The 15,566-nt window shown below is 59.5% G+C and carries 14 protein-coding genes; 5 read left to right on the top strand and 9 right to left on the bottom strand.

Going from position 1 to position 15,566, the window contains the following annotated elements; translation table 11 throughout:
* Both JCM17207_RS03715 and JCM17207_RS03710 read left to right on the top strand, forming a co-directional pair.
* On the top strand, window positions 1-690 hold the full coding sequence (locus JCM17207_RS03715) for a response regulator transcription factor (RefSeq protein ID WP_238316318.1): 690 nt from the start codon (window positions 1-3) through the stop codon (window positions 688-690).
* Complete coding sequence (locus JCM17207_RS03710) at window positions 687-2,033, top strand: sensor histidine kinase (RefSeq protein ID WP_238316317.1); 1,347 nt, start codon at window positions 687-689, stop codon at window positions 2,031-2,033. The genes JCM17207_RS03715 and JCM17207_RS03710 overlap by 4 nt, the downstream gene beginning before the upstream one ends.
* A gap of 9 nt (window positions 2,034-2,042) precedes the next feature.
* On the opposite strand, the gene JCM17207_RS03705 is transcribed toward JCM17207_RS03710, so the two are convergent.
* The 3 genes from JCM17207_RS03705 to JCM17207_RS03695 are packed head-to-tail and all read right to left on the bottom strand — an operon-like array spanning window position 2,043 to window position 5,345.
* Complete coding sequence (locus JCM17207_RS03705; RefSeq protein ID WP_238316316.1) at window positions 2,043-3,029, bottom strand: hypothetical protein; 987 nt, start codon at window positions 3,027-3,029, stop codon at window positions 2,043-2,045.
* A complete protein-coding gene (locus tag JCM17207_RS03700; RefSeq protein WP_238316315.1) occupies window positions 3,026-3,883 on the bottom strand; it encodes a hypothetical protein in 858 nt (285 codons plus the stop codon). The genes JCM17207_RS03705 and JCM17207_RS03700 overlap by 4 nt, the downstream gene beginning before the upstream one ends.
* A 1-nt stretch (window position 3,884) precedes the next feature.
* Window positions 3,885-5,345, bottom strand: a complete 1,461-nt coding sequence (locus tag JCM17207_RS03695; protein ID WP_238316314.1) for a spore germination protein — start codon at window positions 5,343-5,345, stop codon at window positions 3,885-3,887.
* Window positions 5,346-5,441: 96 nt separating this feature from the next.
* Here JCM17207_RS03695 and JCM17207_RS03690 point away from each other — a divergent pair, with 96 nt between their 5' ends.
* The 3 genes from JCM17207_RS03690 (at window position 5,442) to JCM17207_RS03680 (ending at window position 7,533) form a co-directional block, all read left to right on the top strand.
* Window positions 5,442-6,140, top strand: a complete 699-nt coding sequence (locus JCM17207_RS03690) for a DUF421 domain-containing protein (RefSeq protein WP_238316313.1) — start codon at window positions 5,442-5,444, stop codon at window positions 6,138-6,140.
* Between the two features lie 4 nt (window positions 6,141-6,144).
* Entirely contained in the window at window positions 6,145-6,513 is a 369-nt protein-coding gene (locus JCM17207_RS03685) for a DUF4363 family protein (RefSeq protein WP_238316312.1), read from the top strand.
* 183 nt (window positions 6,514-6,696) lie between these two features.
* On the top strand, window positions 6,697-7,533 hold the full coding sequence (locus JCM17207_RS03680) for a glycosyltransferase family 8 protein (RefSeq protein WP_238316311.1): 837 nt from the start codon (window positions 6,697-6,699) through the stop codon (window positions 7,531-7,533).
* 96 nt (window positions 7,534-7,629) lie between these two features.
* Here the strand turns inward: JCM17207_RS03680 and nrdR are convergent, their stop codons facing one another.
* The 6 genes from nrdR to tig form a co-directional block, all read right to left on the bottom strand.
* Window positions 7,630-8,091, bottom strand: a complete 462-nt coding sequence (gene nrdR / locus JCM17207_RS03675) for a transcriptional regulator NrdR (RefSeq protein WP_238316310.1) — start codon at window positions 8,089-8,091, stop codon at window positions 7,630-7,632.
* A gap of 57 nt (window positions 8,092-8,148) precedes the next feature.
* Window positions 8,149-10,494 carry a protein translocase subunit SecF gene (gene secF / locus JCM17207_RS03670; RefSeq protein ID WP_238316309.1) on the bottom strand — a complete coding sequence of 782 codons (2,346 nt, stop codon included), beginning with the start codon at window positions 10,492-10,494 and terminating at the stop codon, window positions 8,149-8,151.
* 78 nt (window positions 10,495-10,572) lie between these two features.
* Window positions 10,573-11,850, bottom strand: coding sequence for an aspartate aminotransferase type Ic (locus tag JCM17207_RS03665; protein WP_238316308.1), 1,278 nt, complete (start codon window positions 11,848-11,850; stop codon window positions 10,573-10,575).
* A 247-nt stretch (window positions 11,851-12,097) separates the two neighbouring features.
* Window positions 12,098-13,423: an ATP-dependent Clp protease ATP-binding subunit ClpX gene (clpX, locus tag JCM17207_RS03660; RefSeq protein ID WP_238316307.1), complete on the bottom strand. Its 1,326-nt coding sequence runs from the start codon at window positions 13,421-13,423 to the stop codon at window positions 12,098-12,100.
* Window positions 13,424-13,449: 26 nt separating this feature from the next.
* The gene (locus tag JCM17207_RS03655) at window positions 13,450-14,049 is read right to left on the bottom strand and encodes an ATP-dependent Clp protease proteolytic subunit (RefSeq protein ID WP_238316306.1); all 600 of its coding nucleotides are present in this window, start codon (window positions 14,047-14,049) and stop codon (window positions 13,450-13,452) included.
* Window positions 14,050-14,205: 156 nt separating this feature from the next.
* Window positions 14,206-15,519 carry a trigger factor gene (tig, locus tag JCM17207_RS03650; RefSeq protein ID WP_238316305.1) on the bottom strand — a complete coding sequence of 438 codons (1,314 nt, stop codon included), beginning with the start codon at window positions 15,517-15,519 and terminating at the stop codon, window positions 14,206-14,208.
* Between the last annotated feature and the right edge of the window lie 47 nt (window positions 15,520-15,566).

Below are 15,566 nucleotides of genomic sequence, written 5' to 3'. Positions count from 1 at the left end.
ATGATTTATATTGTCGAGGACGACGCCGCCATCCGGGAGCTGGAACAGTATGCGCTGCAATCCAGCGGTTATGAGGTTGCTGCGTTTGAGTCATCGGAGCCGTTCTGGCAGGCGATGCGCACCGCCGAGCCGGAGTTGGTCATCCTGGACGTCATGCTGCCCGGCGAGGACGGTTTCTCGATCCTGAAAAAGCTGCGCAATACCCCCTCGCTCCGGCGGATGCCCATCATCATGATCACCGCCAAGTCCAGCGAGCTGGACACCGTCCGCGGGCTGGACTGCGGCGCGGACGACTACATTGCAAAACCTTTTGGTATTATGGAGTTCCTCAGCCGGGTCCGGGCTGCGCTGCGGCGCAATGCCCCCCAGACCAGACCCAACGTTTATTCCTTCCACGAGCTGATGATGGACAACGCCCGCCACAGCGTCACCGTCAACGGCGAGGATGTGGACCTGACCTATAAAGAGTACAGCCTGCTCCGGCTCTTGCTGGAAAACTCCAACCTGGTGGTCACCCGGGAAACCATCCTTCAGGTGGTTTGGGGCACCGACATTTCGGTGGAAAGCCGGACGGTGGATATGCACATCCGCACGTTGCGCAAAAAATTGGGCAGTGCCGGGAACTACATCCGCACGGTGCGCAAAGTCGGCTACAAGCTGGCGGATACCAAGGAGGGCACTGAGGAATGAAAATGCGCAGTATGGAGGAAAAGATCGGCTACCGCCTGTTTATGATGGGGTTCCTCGGGCTGGTGTGTACGGCTGTGCTGTGTATCTTTGTATTCCATAAGGCGTTTATCGAACAGGCCTGGCAGTCGCTGGAGTATCAGACCGCCCTGATTGCCGCTATTTATCAGGATAACCCCCAGAATCTGGAGAACATCAGCCCGCAGGAGATTCGCCTGACGCTGATCTCCCCCGACGGAGATGTTCTCTACGAGACTGCCACCGACCAGCAGACGATGGAAAACCACATCGGCCGGCCGGAGATCCAGGAGGCTCTGGAATCCGGTGTGGGGCAGGATATCCGGGATTCCCAGACCATGGGGTATCAGACCTACTATTATGCCCAGCGTCTTTCGGACGGCAACATCCTGCGGATCGCACAGGACTCCCAGAGCCTCTGGTCCATTTACGACGAAGCCCTGCCTGCTATCCTGTTGAGCTGCTTGCTGATGATGGGGATTGCCGCCATCACCGCCGGTATCCTGACCCGGACCCTGATTCAGCCCGTCCTCAAAATGACGGAGGATCTGGACCACATTCAGGAAAATGTCCCCTACCGGGAACTGGCTCCCTTTGCAGAGGCGATCCACTCCGACCGTGTCCTGCGGGAAAACAACGAAAAAATGCGGCAGGAGTTCACCGCCAACGTGAGCCATGAGCTGAAAACCCCGCTGACCAGCATTTCCGGCTACGCCGAGCTGATCGAAACCGGGATGGCAAAACCCGAGGATGTGGCCGAATTCGGCAGCAAAATCCACCGGGAAGCCAGCCGGATGATCCGCCTGGTGAACGACATTTTGCAGCTGTCCCACCTAGACAGCGTCCGCCCCGAGGGCGAGGCGGTCACCATGGAAACGGTGGATCTGCTGGAGCTGGCCCGTGACTGCGTGGAGCGCCAAAAAGTCAACGCCCGGCACGCTTATGTGGCCCTGAGTTATTTGGGCGAGAGCGCCCCGGTGCTGGGGTCCCGCACCCTGCTGGAAGAGCTGTATCAGAACCTCTGTGACAACGCCATCCGGTACAATCGCCCGGGTGGCAAGGTCCAGCTGGCGGTGGGATGCACACGGGACGGCCACGCATATCTGACCGTCCGGGACAATGGCATCGGCATCCCGAAGGACGCCCAATCCAGTGTCTTTGAGCGTTTTTACCGTGTGGACAAGAGCCGGAGCAAAGCCACCGGCGGCACCGGATTGGGGCTGGCCATCGTCAAAAATATTGCCCGAATCCACAACGCACGGATCAAGCTGGAAAGTGAGGTCGGGGTGGGAACCACCATCACCGTCACCTTCGAGCTGGCCCACTGAGTTTTTACATCACAAAACCGTCGTGAAACGAACGTCTGTCCGCAGCTGCGGGCAGGCGTTTTTTGTTGGGGTAAGATAAGCGCTCTCCCCTTCCCGCAGAGCCTGGTAACTGCCCAGGGACAGAACATCCACCCCTTCGGCCCAGAGTTCTTTCACAGCCCGGGTGCAGGCTTCGGCCAACCATTGGGTGTAGCGGCTGTCGGGGGTCTGGCCCGCTGCCGTGTGGCAGTCCAGCCGGAGGGTGAACTCCCCTGCCCCGTGACAGGTAACCGAGATGGTACAGCGGCGCAGCTCCAGAGGGTGGCCGTCCGGCCAGAACCGCCGTACCCCACCCTGGCCGGTGAGCAGGCGGTAAAGCTCGGTCCGCTCACTGTCCCATTCTGCTCCGCCGCTCTGGGTGAGGAAAAAGCTGTCCTCCCGCAGGGCGGCTTCTCCATTTTCCAGGACGATCCGGGGCAGCAGCAGCCCCTGGGAGAGATTCTTCTCGTACAAATGGGAGGAGATTTCTGCGGCCTCTTTGGCGGTATCCAAAAGACTGGCTAAAACTTTTTCGGATTCCTCACTTTCCGCCGAGAGTTCCTCGCAGTCAAAGCCGCAGACTTGAACCGAGGCAGCGGTCCGTCCGCACTGCTGGGCCAGTACCAGAGCTTCGTAATCCCCCAGGGTCTGCCAGCTGCACCCCGGCGCCAGAAGCAGGTAGTCGCACAGCCGGTAGTTGGCCGCCTGGGGCAGGGCCTCCTGGGCAGCGGTCAGGGCTTTTTCCAGGGTGGAATCCTGGGCGGCCGCGAACTGGATTTCCGCGCTGGCTTTGGAGGAATCTGCCGAGGCTTCCGGCGCCTGGTAGAGCAGCCCCACCGTCCAGCCGCCCTCGTTTTGTTCCAGCAGAATCACCCGGATCATGCTCTCCTGGGTGCTGTCTGCCCGGAAAAACGCCAGGCAGTAGATCGCCAGCAAAAAAACGGCCAGAACTTTCAGCCGGTAATAGGGTTGGGTCATGCGGTGCCCTCCTTCTCTGTTTTTACAGGCCGGAAGCCCAGCCCCTCCCGCCAGAGCAGCCGAAGACAGCAGATCAGAAAACAGATCCGAAACAGGGCCGTCGCCAGCCAGAACAAAACCAGCAGTGCGTCCAGCCGGGAAAAATATCCCATCCCCCAGGCCCGCAAAAGCTCAATCCCTGTATACTCGGGGCTGCGCATCCGGCCCAGGACCAATTCCAGCGCCAGGGTATAACCTGCCTGGATTCCAAAACACCAAAAAGGCAGCAGCGCCCCGCTGCGTTCCTTGCCCTTGGTGCAGAGAAGGGGCAGCGCAAAGTATTCAGGATAAAGCCGCAGTTGGGGCAGCCCGGCCGCCCAGAGACTGGCTGGTTCAGGCCCAAACAAACGCTGCCAGTGCATTCGTCCCCCGAGGCCCAGCAGACAGGCGATTCCCCCCACCAGGAGCACCCACCAGAGAATCCGGGCGGTATAGTTGATGGCGTGGTTTTCCATCCGCCAGCTCAAAAGCACCAGCAAGGGCAGAAGGCCGATCAGGGCGTTGCTGGAGAACTGCTGGCGGCAAACCGCCTGGGCCTGGAGCACGGTCCCCGCCAGTTCGACCCCAAACCAGACCAGAAAGGCGGCGCTCACCAGCCGCCCGGTCCAGGTCTGGGCGCTGAACAGGTTGTAACGCAGGGCGATGGCGCAAAACAACAGGGACGCTGCCGAGAGTGCCAGCGCCCCCGGCAGGCCCAACAGAATCACACCCCGGGCCGAAGATGTTCCCCCCAGCTGGGCAAAGTTTTGCGCCAGGGTGACGCTCACCAGCCCGAGGCCAATGGCAGAAACCGAAAAACCTTTGGATTGGATCATTTTATCTCCTCCGTTTCTGCCAGATATTAAAGGGCCGCCGGGATAGGGTGCGGTAGTTTTGGCGGATCATCCCGTCCTCTGAGATGGGCCGCTGGGGGAAAGGCCGGTCGGCCAGGTATGGCACGCCCATGGCCGACACCCCCGACAGGCTGAACAAAAAGAACAAAAAGGCTGCCACCAGCCCCACCGGCCCGGCCAAACCGGCCGCCACCACGACCACCAGCCGCAGCAATGTGGCCGGCTCATAGAGGGACGGGGTGATAAACACCGCAATGGAGGTGATACTGGCCACCAGGATCACCGGGGTGCTCATCAGCCCCGCCGCGATGGCCGCGTCCCCGATGATCAGGGCCGCTACCAGACTAACCGAATGGCCCAGGGACTGGGGCATCCGAAGCCCGGCTTCCCGGATGATTTCCAAAATCAGAATGACCATGATCATCTCGGCAAAGAGGGGCAGCGGGGTGGCCATCTCTGCCGCCGTGATTTTATAAAGCAGCTGGGGTGGGATCAGCTCCGGCAGATAGACTGCCAGGCAGACAAACACCCCCGGCAGAAAAATCGTCAGGTAGAACGAAACATATTTCAAAATCCGGAGAAAAGAAGAAAAAACCGCCGTGGTGGCATAGTCGTCGAGGCACTCGAAGTTCTCGGCGAACAGGGCCGGCAGCACCAGCGCCGATGGGCTGCCGTTCACCAGGATCACCAGTTTCCCCTCGCAGATTTTGGCTGCGGCCACCGCCGGGCGCTCGGTATAGCTCACCGGGGTGAAGAGCCGGGTCCGGCTGGGCAGAAGCCAGGGAACAAAATAACTGGAATCCAGCAATAATTCCGGTTTGGCGGTTTTGAGGATTTTTCGCACCTTCTCAAGCATCGCCGGGTCCGCCTTGTCCCGGCAGTAGCAGAGGACATATTCGGTCCGCATGGTGGTATCGGCCTGGGCGGCCTCCATGGTAAAGGTGTCGTTCCGGATCAGCCGCCGCAGAAGGCTCAGGTTGATCCGCAGAAGATCGGTGAACCCCTCCCGGGAACCCCGTAGGTTGCCCTCGGCGGAGGGCTCCCCCACCGAGCGGAATTTCATGCTCTGAACAGAAAAAGCGATGGCTTTGTCGCAGCCGTCCAAAAGCAGAATCGCCATGCCCGCGGTCAGGAACATAATCAAGGTATCCATGTCGGCGATGACCGCGCTCTGGGCGGGCAGGTCAGAACGGTGCATCAGCGCCTGGTACACCTCTGCCCCCGTGTGATAAACCTGGGATTCAAAGGGCGGCCGGCTCTCCCGGTTGACGGCGTCCAAAAGCAGCCGCCATAACCCTTCCAGACTGGCCATGCCGTCGAAAATTATAATAGCCCCCGGGCAGCCGTAAAGCCGGATCTGCTTTGCATAATAGTCGGCCGACCCGCCAAAGATTGTATCAAGTGCCGAGAGATTTTCTCCCAGCTGCAATTTGAGTTCCTGCACCCTGAAACACCGTCCTTTTGCTGAACAGTATGCCCGCCCCCGGCGGAGTTCATACCCTGGGGCCGGGCCATTTACCATACCAAGGAGGGGCCGTTTGTGAAGCTCTTAATCGTCCGCACTGTCTTGATCTACCTCTGCGTGCTCTTTGCCATGCGTCTGATGGGCAAGCGTCAGCTGGGGGAACTCCAGCCAGAGGAGTTGGTTTCGACCATCCTGATCTCCAACCTAGCCTCCATTTCCATCGAATCGGAGGAGGTCCCCATCACCGCCAGCCTGATTCCCCTGTTCCTGATTGCGGCCCTGGAGCTGCTGGGCTCCATCCTCAGTTTCCACAATCAGAAATTTTCCAATTTGATGGCCGGCCGCCCCAAAGCGGTGATTCAGGACGGCATCATCGACCAGGAAGCCCTTCGGATGCTCCGGCTGACGGTGGCCGATCTGATGGAGGCGCTGCGGGGCAAGGACGTTTTCGACCCGCGGGATGTCTCCTATGCGGTGGTGGAGACCAACGGGAGCTTGTCGGTGGCCCGGCGTCCGGAAAAAGAGGCCGCTACCCTCTCCGATCTGGGGGCCGCCGTCCGGCAGGCCAACGCCACCATTCCCTTTGTTTTGGACGGGCAGATTTTGGAGGAGAACCTCCGCTGGTGCGGCAAGGACCGGGCCTGGCTGGAGCGGACGGCCGAGGCCAACACCCTGCTGCCGGAAGAGATCCTGCTGCTGGTGGGCAACGACACCGAGGATTATTTTTTGCTGAAAAAAGAAAAACGCCCGGCGGGCGGTTTTGCTGCGAGGTGATGGAATGAAACGATTCTATGCCTGTATTGCCATTTTGGTGGCGGTCGTATTTTTGGCAGGTTACAGCAGCCGCAAGGTACAGAATTTTGTCCAGGATATTTCGGATGTGTTGTACCAGGCGGAAGAATCCCTGGAACAGGAGGATTATCCCGCCGCTTACCGTACCTTAGCCTACGGGGCTGAGCGCTGCCGGGAGATTCGCCACCAGATGGAGACCATCCTGCGCACCGACGATTTCACCAAGCTGGAGGAATATCTCCGGGCTGCCTGCGGTTATCTGGAGCAGGGTGCTCAGGAAGAAACGATCGGAGAACTGCGTCGCGCGGCTGTGGAGGTGGAACGGCTGAACCGGCTCTCCCGGCGTTTGGTGTAAAATGTCGGGCATTTCCGTGATTGCACTGCCGGCAGCCTGTGTGTATAATAAGACTGTACTGTGCCTGACTCCGGGCTGTTTTGGGACGGAGTCTGGCCTTATACATTTTTAAGGGGACGGCGTTCCGCCCCTATCCCCTATTCCAAGAAAAATCCCTTTCCCAGATATAAGGAGGAGCTGCCTATGGACCCGATCCGACTGCTTGTTTCCCTGGACCAGAACTACATCCCCCAGCTTGAGGTACTGCTGGCATCCGTTTACTGGAATAACCCCGGCGATTCTATGGAGGTTTATCTGCTGCACAGCGGCATCCCTGCGCCTGCCCTGGAACCGGTGGGGCGGCTGTGTGAGCGGATGGGATATAGTTTTTACCCGGTGCCCGTGGAGGATGCCCTCTTTGCTAGGGCGCCGATCATGAAGCAGTACCCCAAGGAGATGTATTACCGGCTTCTGGCGGCCCGGCTGCTGCCCCCGCAGCTGGACAAAATCCTCTATCTCGACCCGGACATCCTGGTGATCAATCCTCTGCGCCCCCTCTGGGAGATGCCGCTGGAGGGGCGTTTGTTCGCAGCGGCGGCCCACATCGGCCGGGCAGAGCTGGCCGGCAACGTCAACCGCCTGCGGCTGGGGACCAAAGCGCCCTATTACAATTCCGGCGTCCTGCTCATAAATTTGGAGGAATGTCGGAACAGCATCTCTGAGCAGGAGATTTTCCGTTATGTGGAGGAGCATAAAAAAGAGCTGGTGCTGCCGGATCAGGATGTCCTGAACGCCCTGTATGGAGACCGGATTCTCCCTTTGGACGACGCCATCTGGAACTACGACGCCCGGCACTATAAGTCCTACCACCTGGCCAGTTCCGGCCAGCACGACACCAAATGGGTGATCCAAAACACGGCCATTCTCCATTTCTGCGGCAAGGCCAAACCCTGGAAGCCCGGCTATTTTTATCGCTTCGGGGCCTTATACCTGCACTACGCCCACCGGGCCGGCCAGTTTTTCGGACTGAAAGAAATCTGAGCTGTGTCTCCCCTCCCCCAGGAAAAGAAAGAGGACCCGGCAGATCCTGCTTAAAGCAGAGTCTGCCGGGTCCTTTTGTGCTTTTAAAAGCGGGGCTCAGCCCTTGCGGTCGTCCATCAGCTTGCGCAGTTCGGTGAAGAAACTCTCCACATCCGCAAACTGGCGGTAGACCGAGGCGAAGCGCACATAGGCCACTTCGTCAATTTTTTTCAGTTCCTGCATGGTCAGCTCGCCGATCCGGACGCTGCTGACCTCCCGGTCATAGGAGTTCAGCAGGGTCTGCTCGATGTTGCTGACGGCTTTTTCCAGTGTCTGGTAGCTGACCGGACGCTTTTCACAGGAGCGGAGCATGCCGTTTAACAGCTTTTGGCGGTCAAAAGCCTCCCGGGAATTGTCTTTTTTGATCACCATCAGGGGCAGTGTTTCCACCACTTCGTAGGTGGTAAACCGTTTGCGGCAGCGCAGGCACTCACGACGGCGGCGGATCCGCTCCCCGTCTTCGGTGGGGCGCGAATCAATCACCTTGGATTCTTCGTCGCCGCAGTAGGGACATTTCATGTTAATTCCTCCATTATCAGCTTTGATCGCCTTGGCGGTATGCGATGATCGGGCGGATTACTGTTTCGCCCGGCGGGCAGACGAATTGCGTCCGCTCCAGATGACCCACGCCGAAGTGGAGATGCACAGCGAAGTGTAAACGCCGCTCAGCATACCCATCATCAGGGGGAAGGCAAAGGTGAAGATGCTGTCCAGACCGTACAGCTTGGACACCACACAGAGAACGCCCAGAGCCACTACGGTGGTCACCGTGGTCAGGATGGTACGGCGGGCGGACTGGTTGACCGAGAGATTTACCAGCTCCTCGAAGGGGACCTTCTTGCCCAGGAGCTTCCGGTTCTCACGGATGCGGTCGTAGACCACCACGGTGTCGTTGACCGAGTAGCCCAGGATGGTGAGCATGGCGGCGATAAAGTTGCCGTCCAAAGCAGCCCGAAGCACCACAAAGGTGCCAAAGACCACCATCAGGTCACACAGCAGGGCGAGAATGGCCATCAGGCCGCCGGTCAGGCCGCCGATGTTCTTGAACCGGAAGGCAATATAGATCAGGATCATCAGCAGCGCAAACCCGACCGCCACCAGGCTCTTCTGGAGGAACTTGGTGCCCATCGCGGCGCTGACGTTGCTGAGGGAGAGCTGCTCAAAGGCGTTGGCCTCGTATTCGCTGCCCAGCGCGTCCAGCAGTTCCTCGACCTGGTCGGTGGTCACCGTCTTGTTGCCGGGCAGAGAAATCTTCAGGGTAGACTCGCCGGTGGCAACGTTTTCGCCGGTCTGAAGGGTCAGGTTCTGGCTGCCCAGAGCCTCTTCCGCGGTGGTCTCCACAGAGGCGAGATCCAACTCGCCGGTGTAACTCAGGGTAATCATGGCGCCGCCGGTGAACTCGGTGTCCAGCCGAACGCCCAGAACCGCCGTGCACACCAGGATCAGGGCAATCAGCCCGGCCGAGATGGAGACAAGGATCTTGCGCTTGCCCATCACATCCACCGTGGCCGGAGCTGCGGCTGCCTTATTCTTGGAGGGAGCGCCGTACAGCCAGGGATTGCGCAGGGCGGGAATGGCCGCTGCGCCCCGGATCATCACGCGGGTAGCAAAGACGCCAAAGACGAAGTTCAGCAGAACACCGGTCAGCAGCGTATAGCCGAAGGCGTAGATGGTACCTGCCGTGGAAGGCCCGAAGGCAAAGAACACAAAGTGGAGCAGCTTGGAGAACACGCCGTCGGTGGGGCCAAAAGCGCCCATCAGGACAATGGCCACAATGACGATGGTCACGTTGCCGTCAATGATGGGGGTCAGACCGCGGGCAAAGCCGCTCTTGAGGGCGCCGTCCAGAGATTTGCCGCTGCGCAGCTCCTCTTTCAGCCGCTCCGCCGTGATGACGTTGGCGTCCACGCCCATACCGATGGCCAGGATAATGCCGGCGATGCCCGGCAGGGTCAAGGTAAAGCTCTCAAACACCGGGAAGTACCCCGACACAAAGGCCAGCGTGGCCGTCACCTGACCGGCCAGGGCGATGCAGGCCAGGAAGCCGGGCAGACGGTAGAGCAGGGTCATGATCACCAGGATCAGCACAAAGGCAATGATGCCGGCGTAGACCATGGCCTCCAGGCTGTTCTCACCCAGAGAGGGGCTGATGGTGGAGTAGCTGTCCACCGTCAAAGCAAAGGGCAGCGCGCCGGAGTTGATCTGACGGGCCAGACGCACCACATCCTCCTGGGTGAAGGGGTCCGCCGCCGAGCTGGTGATGATCGCGGTGCCGTCGGTGATGGCGGCGTTGACGGTGGCGGTGCTGATGTTTTCATTGTCCAGCCAGATGCTGATGGTTCCCTTTTCACCATACAGCCGGGTGGTGGCGTCGCCGAAGGCCTTGGCGCCCTCGTCGGTGAACTCAAGGACCACAAAATACTCGGAGGCGCCGCCGGTGGTGGTGGGGCCGTACTGAGCGGTGGCATTCTCGATCATGGAGCCGTCCAGGATCAGGGCGCCGTCGCTGGCGCTCCCCTCCCGGAAGGTCAGATAGGCGGTGGTGCCGATCTCCTCGATGGCGGCCTCGGGGTCAAACTCGGTCTCCCCCGACTGCCACGGGAACTCCAGAATCAGGCTGTCGTCCTGATAATCCACATACAGCTCGTAGTCGGTGACGTTCAGAGCCACCAGACGGTTCTCGATGACGAGCTGGGCCGCGTCCATCTGCTCGTCGGTGGCGTCGTAGTCCCCCGACGGAACAAAGGTCACATTGACGCCGCCCTTGATATCCACACCAAAGCGGATATCGGCCGCGCCTTTGAGATAGGTGGTGGTGACGTCGCCGTAACGGCTGGAGACACCGAAAAATGCGGTGCAGGCAAACGCCACAATCAAAATCGCCGTGACAAACAGATGCCACGCTTTGCCTTTTGTCTTCATAAAAATTCGGAAACCTCCCTATATAATAAATCTCTCTGCACAGGTTTAACACGCATACAGAGAGATTTTGTCAACAGGTCAGCGATTCTTGAGCAGAACCTCAATGGTCGCAAGGCGCGCGCAGAGGGTCAACAGCTGGGAAGCCGTCTCCAGCTCCTGCAGCGAGGGGTAAGTGGGGGCGATGCGCAGATGGCTGTCCTTGGGGTCCAGCCCGTAGGGATAAGCCGCGCCTGCACCGGTCAGGGTGACGCCGGCGTCCTTGCACAGCTGGACGGTCCGTTTGGCGCAGCCCTCCATCAGGTACAGGCTGATGAAGTAGCCGCCCTTGGGGTCGGTCCAGTGGGCGATGTCGCCGCAGGGGGACAGCTGCTCAGCAAAGGTCTGTTTGACCAGATTGAACTTGGGCTCCAGGATGGCGCGGTGTTTGCGCATATGGGCCAGGACGCCCTCTTTGTTCTTGAGGTACTGGACATGACGCAGCTGGTTCATCTTGTCGAAGCTGATGATCATGGGCATCATGTTCTTGAGGATATACCGGATGTTCCGCTCGCTGGCGGCCAGGGCAGCCACACCAGCGCCCGGGTAGGTGATCTTGCTGGTGGAGCAGAAAGTCAGGGGCCGCTCGGGGTTGCCCGCCTTCTGGCACTCATAGAGCAGAGCGGGAATCTCGATCTGCTCGTCGGTCAGATGGTGAACCACATAGGCGTTGTCCCAGATGATCTTGAAGTCGGGGGCAGCGGTCTTCATCCGGGCCAGACGGCGGACCGTCTCGGCCGAGTAGCAGTAGCCGTCGGGGTTGGAGTAGACGGGCACGCACCACATACCCTTGATGCTCTCGTCCTTCTGGACCAGGGCCTCCACCATATCCATGTCGGGGCCGTTCTCGGTCATGGGGATGTTGATCATCTGGAAGCCGAAATACTCGGTGATGCGGAAATGGCGGTCATAACCGGGCACCGGGCAGAGGAACTTGAGTGCATTGTAGTGCCGCCAGGGACGGGGCGAATCCACAAAACCCTGACGCCAGCCCAGGTCGATGAGGTAGTACATCAGCTGCAGAGACGAGTTGCCGCCCACGATCACTTCTTCCATGTCGGCATTCAGCAGCTCGGCAAAGAACCGCCGGGCCTCCGGCATGCCCTCCAGCACGCCGTAGTTGCGGGCGTCAAAACCATCCTCGCCAATGTAATTGTCCATCTTGAGCATTTCCTTGGACAGATCCAGCTGCTCGGTGCAGGGTTTGCCGCGGTCCATGTTCAGGTTCAGGCCCATATTTTTGTAGGTCTGATACTCAACCCGCAGCTTCTGCTGCTCTTCGACCAGTTCTTCCGAACTCATAGCAAGATAATTTGCCATTTCAAACACTCCTTTGCATACTTTCTGTTACCCTTTAGTATATCCATTCCGCCCGGCACCGCGTCAAACCGGCTCCCTGCCAGAGGAGTCTTCTGCCCCGGTTTTTCCCGGGGCGCCCGGTCATTCCCGTTTTGCGCCAGACTATCCTATATTATAGTACACTTTGGCCCCGTAGACAAGAATTTTAGGTCAAAAAAAGCCCGGCTGTGTGCGATGAACGCACAGCCGGACTGATTTTATTGGGGTCTTAGGTAAGGGACGCCTGGTTTTTATACCGTTTGCGAACCGCGCCATACTCCATGTGGGGCTCGCCGCCTTCCACCGTGTCCTCATCGATGGTGACGCGGATGATGGTTGCGTCGGTGGGCACCTCGTACATGATGGGCATCAGGAGATTTTCCATCACGCTGCGCAGACCGCGGGCGCCGCTCTTGCGCTCGATGGTCTTGCGGGCAATGGCACGCAGCGCCTCGTCGGTGAAGACCAGCTCCACATTGTCCATCCCCAGCAGGGCCTTGTACTGCTTGACCAGACTGTTGCGGGGCTCTTTGAGCACTCGCACCAGGGTGTCCTCGTCCAGGGCGTCCAGTACCGTAATCACCGGCAGACGGCCGATCAGCTCGGGGATCAGGCCGAACTTCACTAGGTCGTGGGGCTCCACCTTCCGCAGCAGGGCCTTCTGGGCCTCGCTGGAGTTGTCCTTGAGGGTGCCGCCAAAGCCCAGGGCCGAGCGGTCGGTGCGGCGCTGGATGTATTTGTCCAGGCCGTCGAAAGCGCCGCCGCAGATGAAGAGGATGTTGGTGGTGTCGATCTGGATGAACTCCTGCTGGGGGTGCTTGCGGCCGCCCTGGGGCGGCACGTTGCTGACGGTGCCCTCCAGGATCTTGAGCAGAGCCTGCTGCACGCCCTCGCCGCCCACGTCACGGGTAATGGAGGGGTTCTCGCTCTTGCGGGTGATCTTGTCGATCTCGTCGATATAGATGATGCCGATCTGTGCCCGCTGGACGTCGAAATCCGCCGCCTGGATCAGCTTGAGCAGGATGTTCTCCACATCCTCGCCCACATAGCCGGCCTCGGTCAGGGTGGTGGCGTCCGCGATGGCAAAGGGCACGCCCAGCATCTTGGCCAGGGTCTGGGCCAGCAGGGTCTTGCCCACGCCGGAGGGGCCCAGCAGCAGGACGTTGGACTTTTGCAGCTCCACGTCGTTGCCCTTGCCGCTCAGGATCCGCTTATAGTGGTTATACACCGAAACGGCCAGCACACGTTTGGCCTCGTCCTGGCCGATGACATACTGGTCGAGACCCTCTTTGATCTCGGCGGGGGTCATGATGTTGACCGACAGATTGTCAGCCGCCTGCACCCGGGGCCGCCCTGCCCCGCTCCGTGCCGGCCGGTTGCCGCTGGAGCGGTCCGGTTTATCGGTGAGCAGGTCGTGGCAAAGGCCGATGCACTCGCTGCAGATGTTGACACCCGGGCCAATGATCATCCGTTCCACTTCGTCCTGGTGTTTGCCGCAGAAGCTGCAAACCAGGTCTTTTTCGTTTTTATCTTTGCCGGAATTATTAATCGCCATAACCGTACTTTCCTTTATTCTTTGGTTCAGCGCCGAACGATCACGTCGTCCACCAAACCATATTCCTTGGCCTGCTGGGCGGACATAAAGTTATCCCGCTCGGTGTCCAGCTGCACCCGCTCCAGGGGCTGGCCGGTGTACTCGCTGAGCATCCGGTTGATCTTCTCACGGGTGGCGACGATGTGATCTGCGTGGATCTTGATGTCGGTCGCCTGACCCGAGAGGCCGCCGCCCTGACCGCCGGCGATCAGAGGCTGATGGATCATGATTTCAGCGTTGGGCAGAGCAAACCGCTTGCCCTTGGTGCCGCTGGCCAGCAGGAATGCACCCATGGAAGCCGCCATGCCCATGCAGATGGTGGAAACATCGCACTTGATATACTGCATGGTGTCGTGGATGGCCATGCCTGCGCTGATGGAGCCGCCGGGGCTGTTAATATACAGGCTGATGTCCTTGTCCGGGTCCTGGCCCTCGAGGTACAGCAGCTGGGCAACCACCAGGCTGGCCGTGGTATCGTTGACGTCCTCGCTCAGCACGATGATTCGGTCGTTCAGCAGACGGGAAAATATGTCGTAAGAACGCTCTCCGTGCGCCGACTGTTCTACGACGTAAGGAACAAAGCTCATATAATTCGCCTCCCAAATTAAACTGGTTCAGGTTTTTGCAAAATTGACCGATGCGGCTGCACAAAAACCGCCGCATCGGTCAATTTAAACAACATTTGCTTGCCGGGCTGTCCCCTTTGGCGGGGCTGGCTCAGCACGCGTGCAGCCCGGGCAGAATTACTCTGCGGCAGGTGCATCGGCCTGAGCGGCCTTTTCCACGACATTGGCGTGGCTCTTGATGAAGTCAATCGCCTTGTTGATGGCCAGATCCTTCTTCAGGTCATCCAGGTTGACCAGCTCGCGGACCTTGGACTCTTCCATCTTGTACTGATCGGCGATCCGCTTGATCTCAGCGTCCACATCCTCGTCGGAAGCGATGATGTTCTCAGCCTGAGCCACAGCCTCCAGAGCCAGACGGATCTTGACCTGCTTCTCAGCCTGGGGCATGAAGGAAGCACGGAACTGCTCCATGGTCTGGCCCATATACTTCAGGTAATTGTCCAGGCTCAGGCCCTGCTGCTCCACACGGAATGCGAAGTCGTTGACCATCTCGTCCATCCGGGTGTCGTACATAGCCTGGGGAATCTCAGCCTCCATGCCCTCGACCACCTGATCGACCAGAGCGTTCTCAACAGCCAAGTCGTCCTGCTTGTCCAGCTGCTCCTGGTTGGACTTGCGGATGGACTCCTTGAACTCCTCCAGAGTGTCGTACTCGGAGCAATCCTTGGCCAGCTCGTCGTCCAGAGCGGGCAGCTCCTTGTACTTGACCTCGTGCAGCTTGATCTTGAAGACAGCGGGCTTGCCGGCCAGCTGCTCAGCCTGATACTCGGCGGGGAAGGTCACGTTAACGTCGAACTCCTCGCCGGCGCTGTGGCCCACGATCTGATCCTCGAAGCCGGGGATGAAGCTGCCGCTGCCCAGGGTCAGCTGGTAGTGCTCAGCCTTGCCGCCCTCAAAGGCGACGCCGTCCTGGAAGCCCTCGAAGTCGATGTCCACGATATCGCCGTTCTCAGCAGCGCCCTCACGGGTCATCTCCCGGGCAGCACGCTCCTGCACGCGCTTGAGCTCGGCCTCGACGGTGGACTCCTCCACAGTATGGACGGTCTTCTCCACGTTCAAACCGGTGTAAGCGCCGATCTTGACCTCGGGCTTCACAGCGACCTTAACGGTCAGAACCACGCCGTCCTGCTCGCTGGCAGACTCGACGGTGACCTCGGGGCGGCCCACAGCCTCAATGGCGGCGGCAGCCACAGCGGCCTCGTACTCAGCCGGGAACAGGTTGTTGATGGCGTCGTAGGTGAACACGTCAGCGCCGTACATCTTTTCGATCAGAGAACGGGGAGCCTTGCCCTTGCGGAAGCCCTGAACGGTGTACTTTTTGCCTTCAGTCTTAAAAACCTTCTCGACCTCGGCCTTGAAAGCCGCGGCGTCGATGGAAAACTGCAGTTCAGCCATGCTCTTTTCGAGCTTTTCGCACTTGATGAGATTCATTTTGTTTATCCTCCGCTCAAAGTATTTCGTGCCGGGCCAGGTCTCGC

This window comes from Faecalibacterium gallinarum (assembly GCF_022180365.1).
GTDB lineage: Bacteria > Bacillota > Clostridia > Oscillospirales > Ruminococcaceae > Faecalibacterium > Faecalibacterium gallinarum.
Note: the sequence above shows the minus strand (reverse complement) of the source record. Positions and strands in the feature narration are given on the sequence as shown.

Excerpts from the sequence above, each read along its gene's own strand:
- JCM17207_RS03715 (WP_238316318.1), top strand. The coding sequence starts at position 1 with ATGATTTATATTGTCGAGGACGACGCCGCCATCCGGGAGCTGGAACAG.
- JCM17207_RS03710 (WP_238316317.1), top strand. The coding sequence starts at position 687 with ATGAAAATGCGCAGTATGGAGGAAAAGATCGGCTACCGCCTGTTTATG.
- JCM17207_RS03705 (WP_238316316.1), bottom strand. The coding sequence starts at position 3,029 with ATGACCCAACCCTATTACCGGCTGAAAGTTCTGGCCGTTTTTTTGCTG.
- JCM17207_RS03700 (WP_238316315.1), bottom strand. The coding sequence starts at position 3,883 with ATGATCCAATCCAAAGGTTTTTCGGTTTCTGCCATTGGCCTCGGGCTG.
- JCM17207_RS03685 (WP_238316312.1), top strand. The coding sequence starts at position 6,145 with ATGAAACGATTCTATGCCTGTATTGCCATTTTGGTGGCGGTCGTATTT.
- JCM17207_RS03680 (WP_238316311.1), top strand. The coding sequence starts at position 6,697 with ATGGACCCGATCCGACTGCTTGTTTCCCTGGACCAGAACTACATCCCC.
- nrdR (WP_238316310.1), bottom strand. The coding sequence starts at position 8,091 with ATGAAATGTCCCTACTGCGGCGACGAAGAATCCAAGGTGATTGATTCG.
- secF (WP_238316309.1), bottom strand. The coding sequence starts at position 10,494 with ATGAAGACAAAAGGCAAAGCGTGGCATCTGTTTGTCACGGCGATTTTG.
- JCM17207_RS03665 (WP_238316308.1), bottom strand. The coding sequence starts at position 11,850 with ATGGCAAATTATCTTGCTATGAGTTCGGAAGAACTGGTCGAAGAGCAG.
- clpX (WP_238316307.1), bottom strand. The coding sequence starts at position 13,423 with ATGGCGATTAATAATTCCGGCAAAGATAAAAACGAAAAAGACCTGGTT.
- JCM17207_RS03655 (WP_238316306.1), bottom strand. The coding sequence starts at position 14,049 with ATGAGCTTTGTTCCTTACGTCGTAGAACAGTCGGCGCACGGAGAGCGT.
- tig (WP_238316305.1), bottom strand. The coding sequence starts at position 15,519 with ATGAATCTCATCAAGTGCGAAAAGCTCGAAAAGAGCATGGCTGAACTG.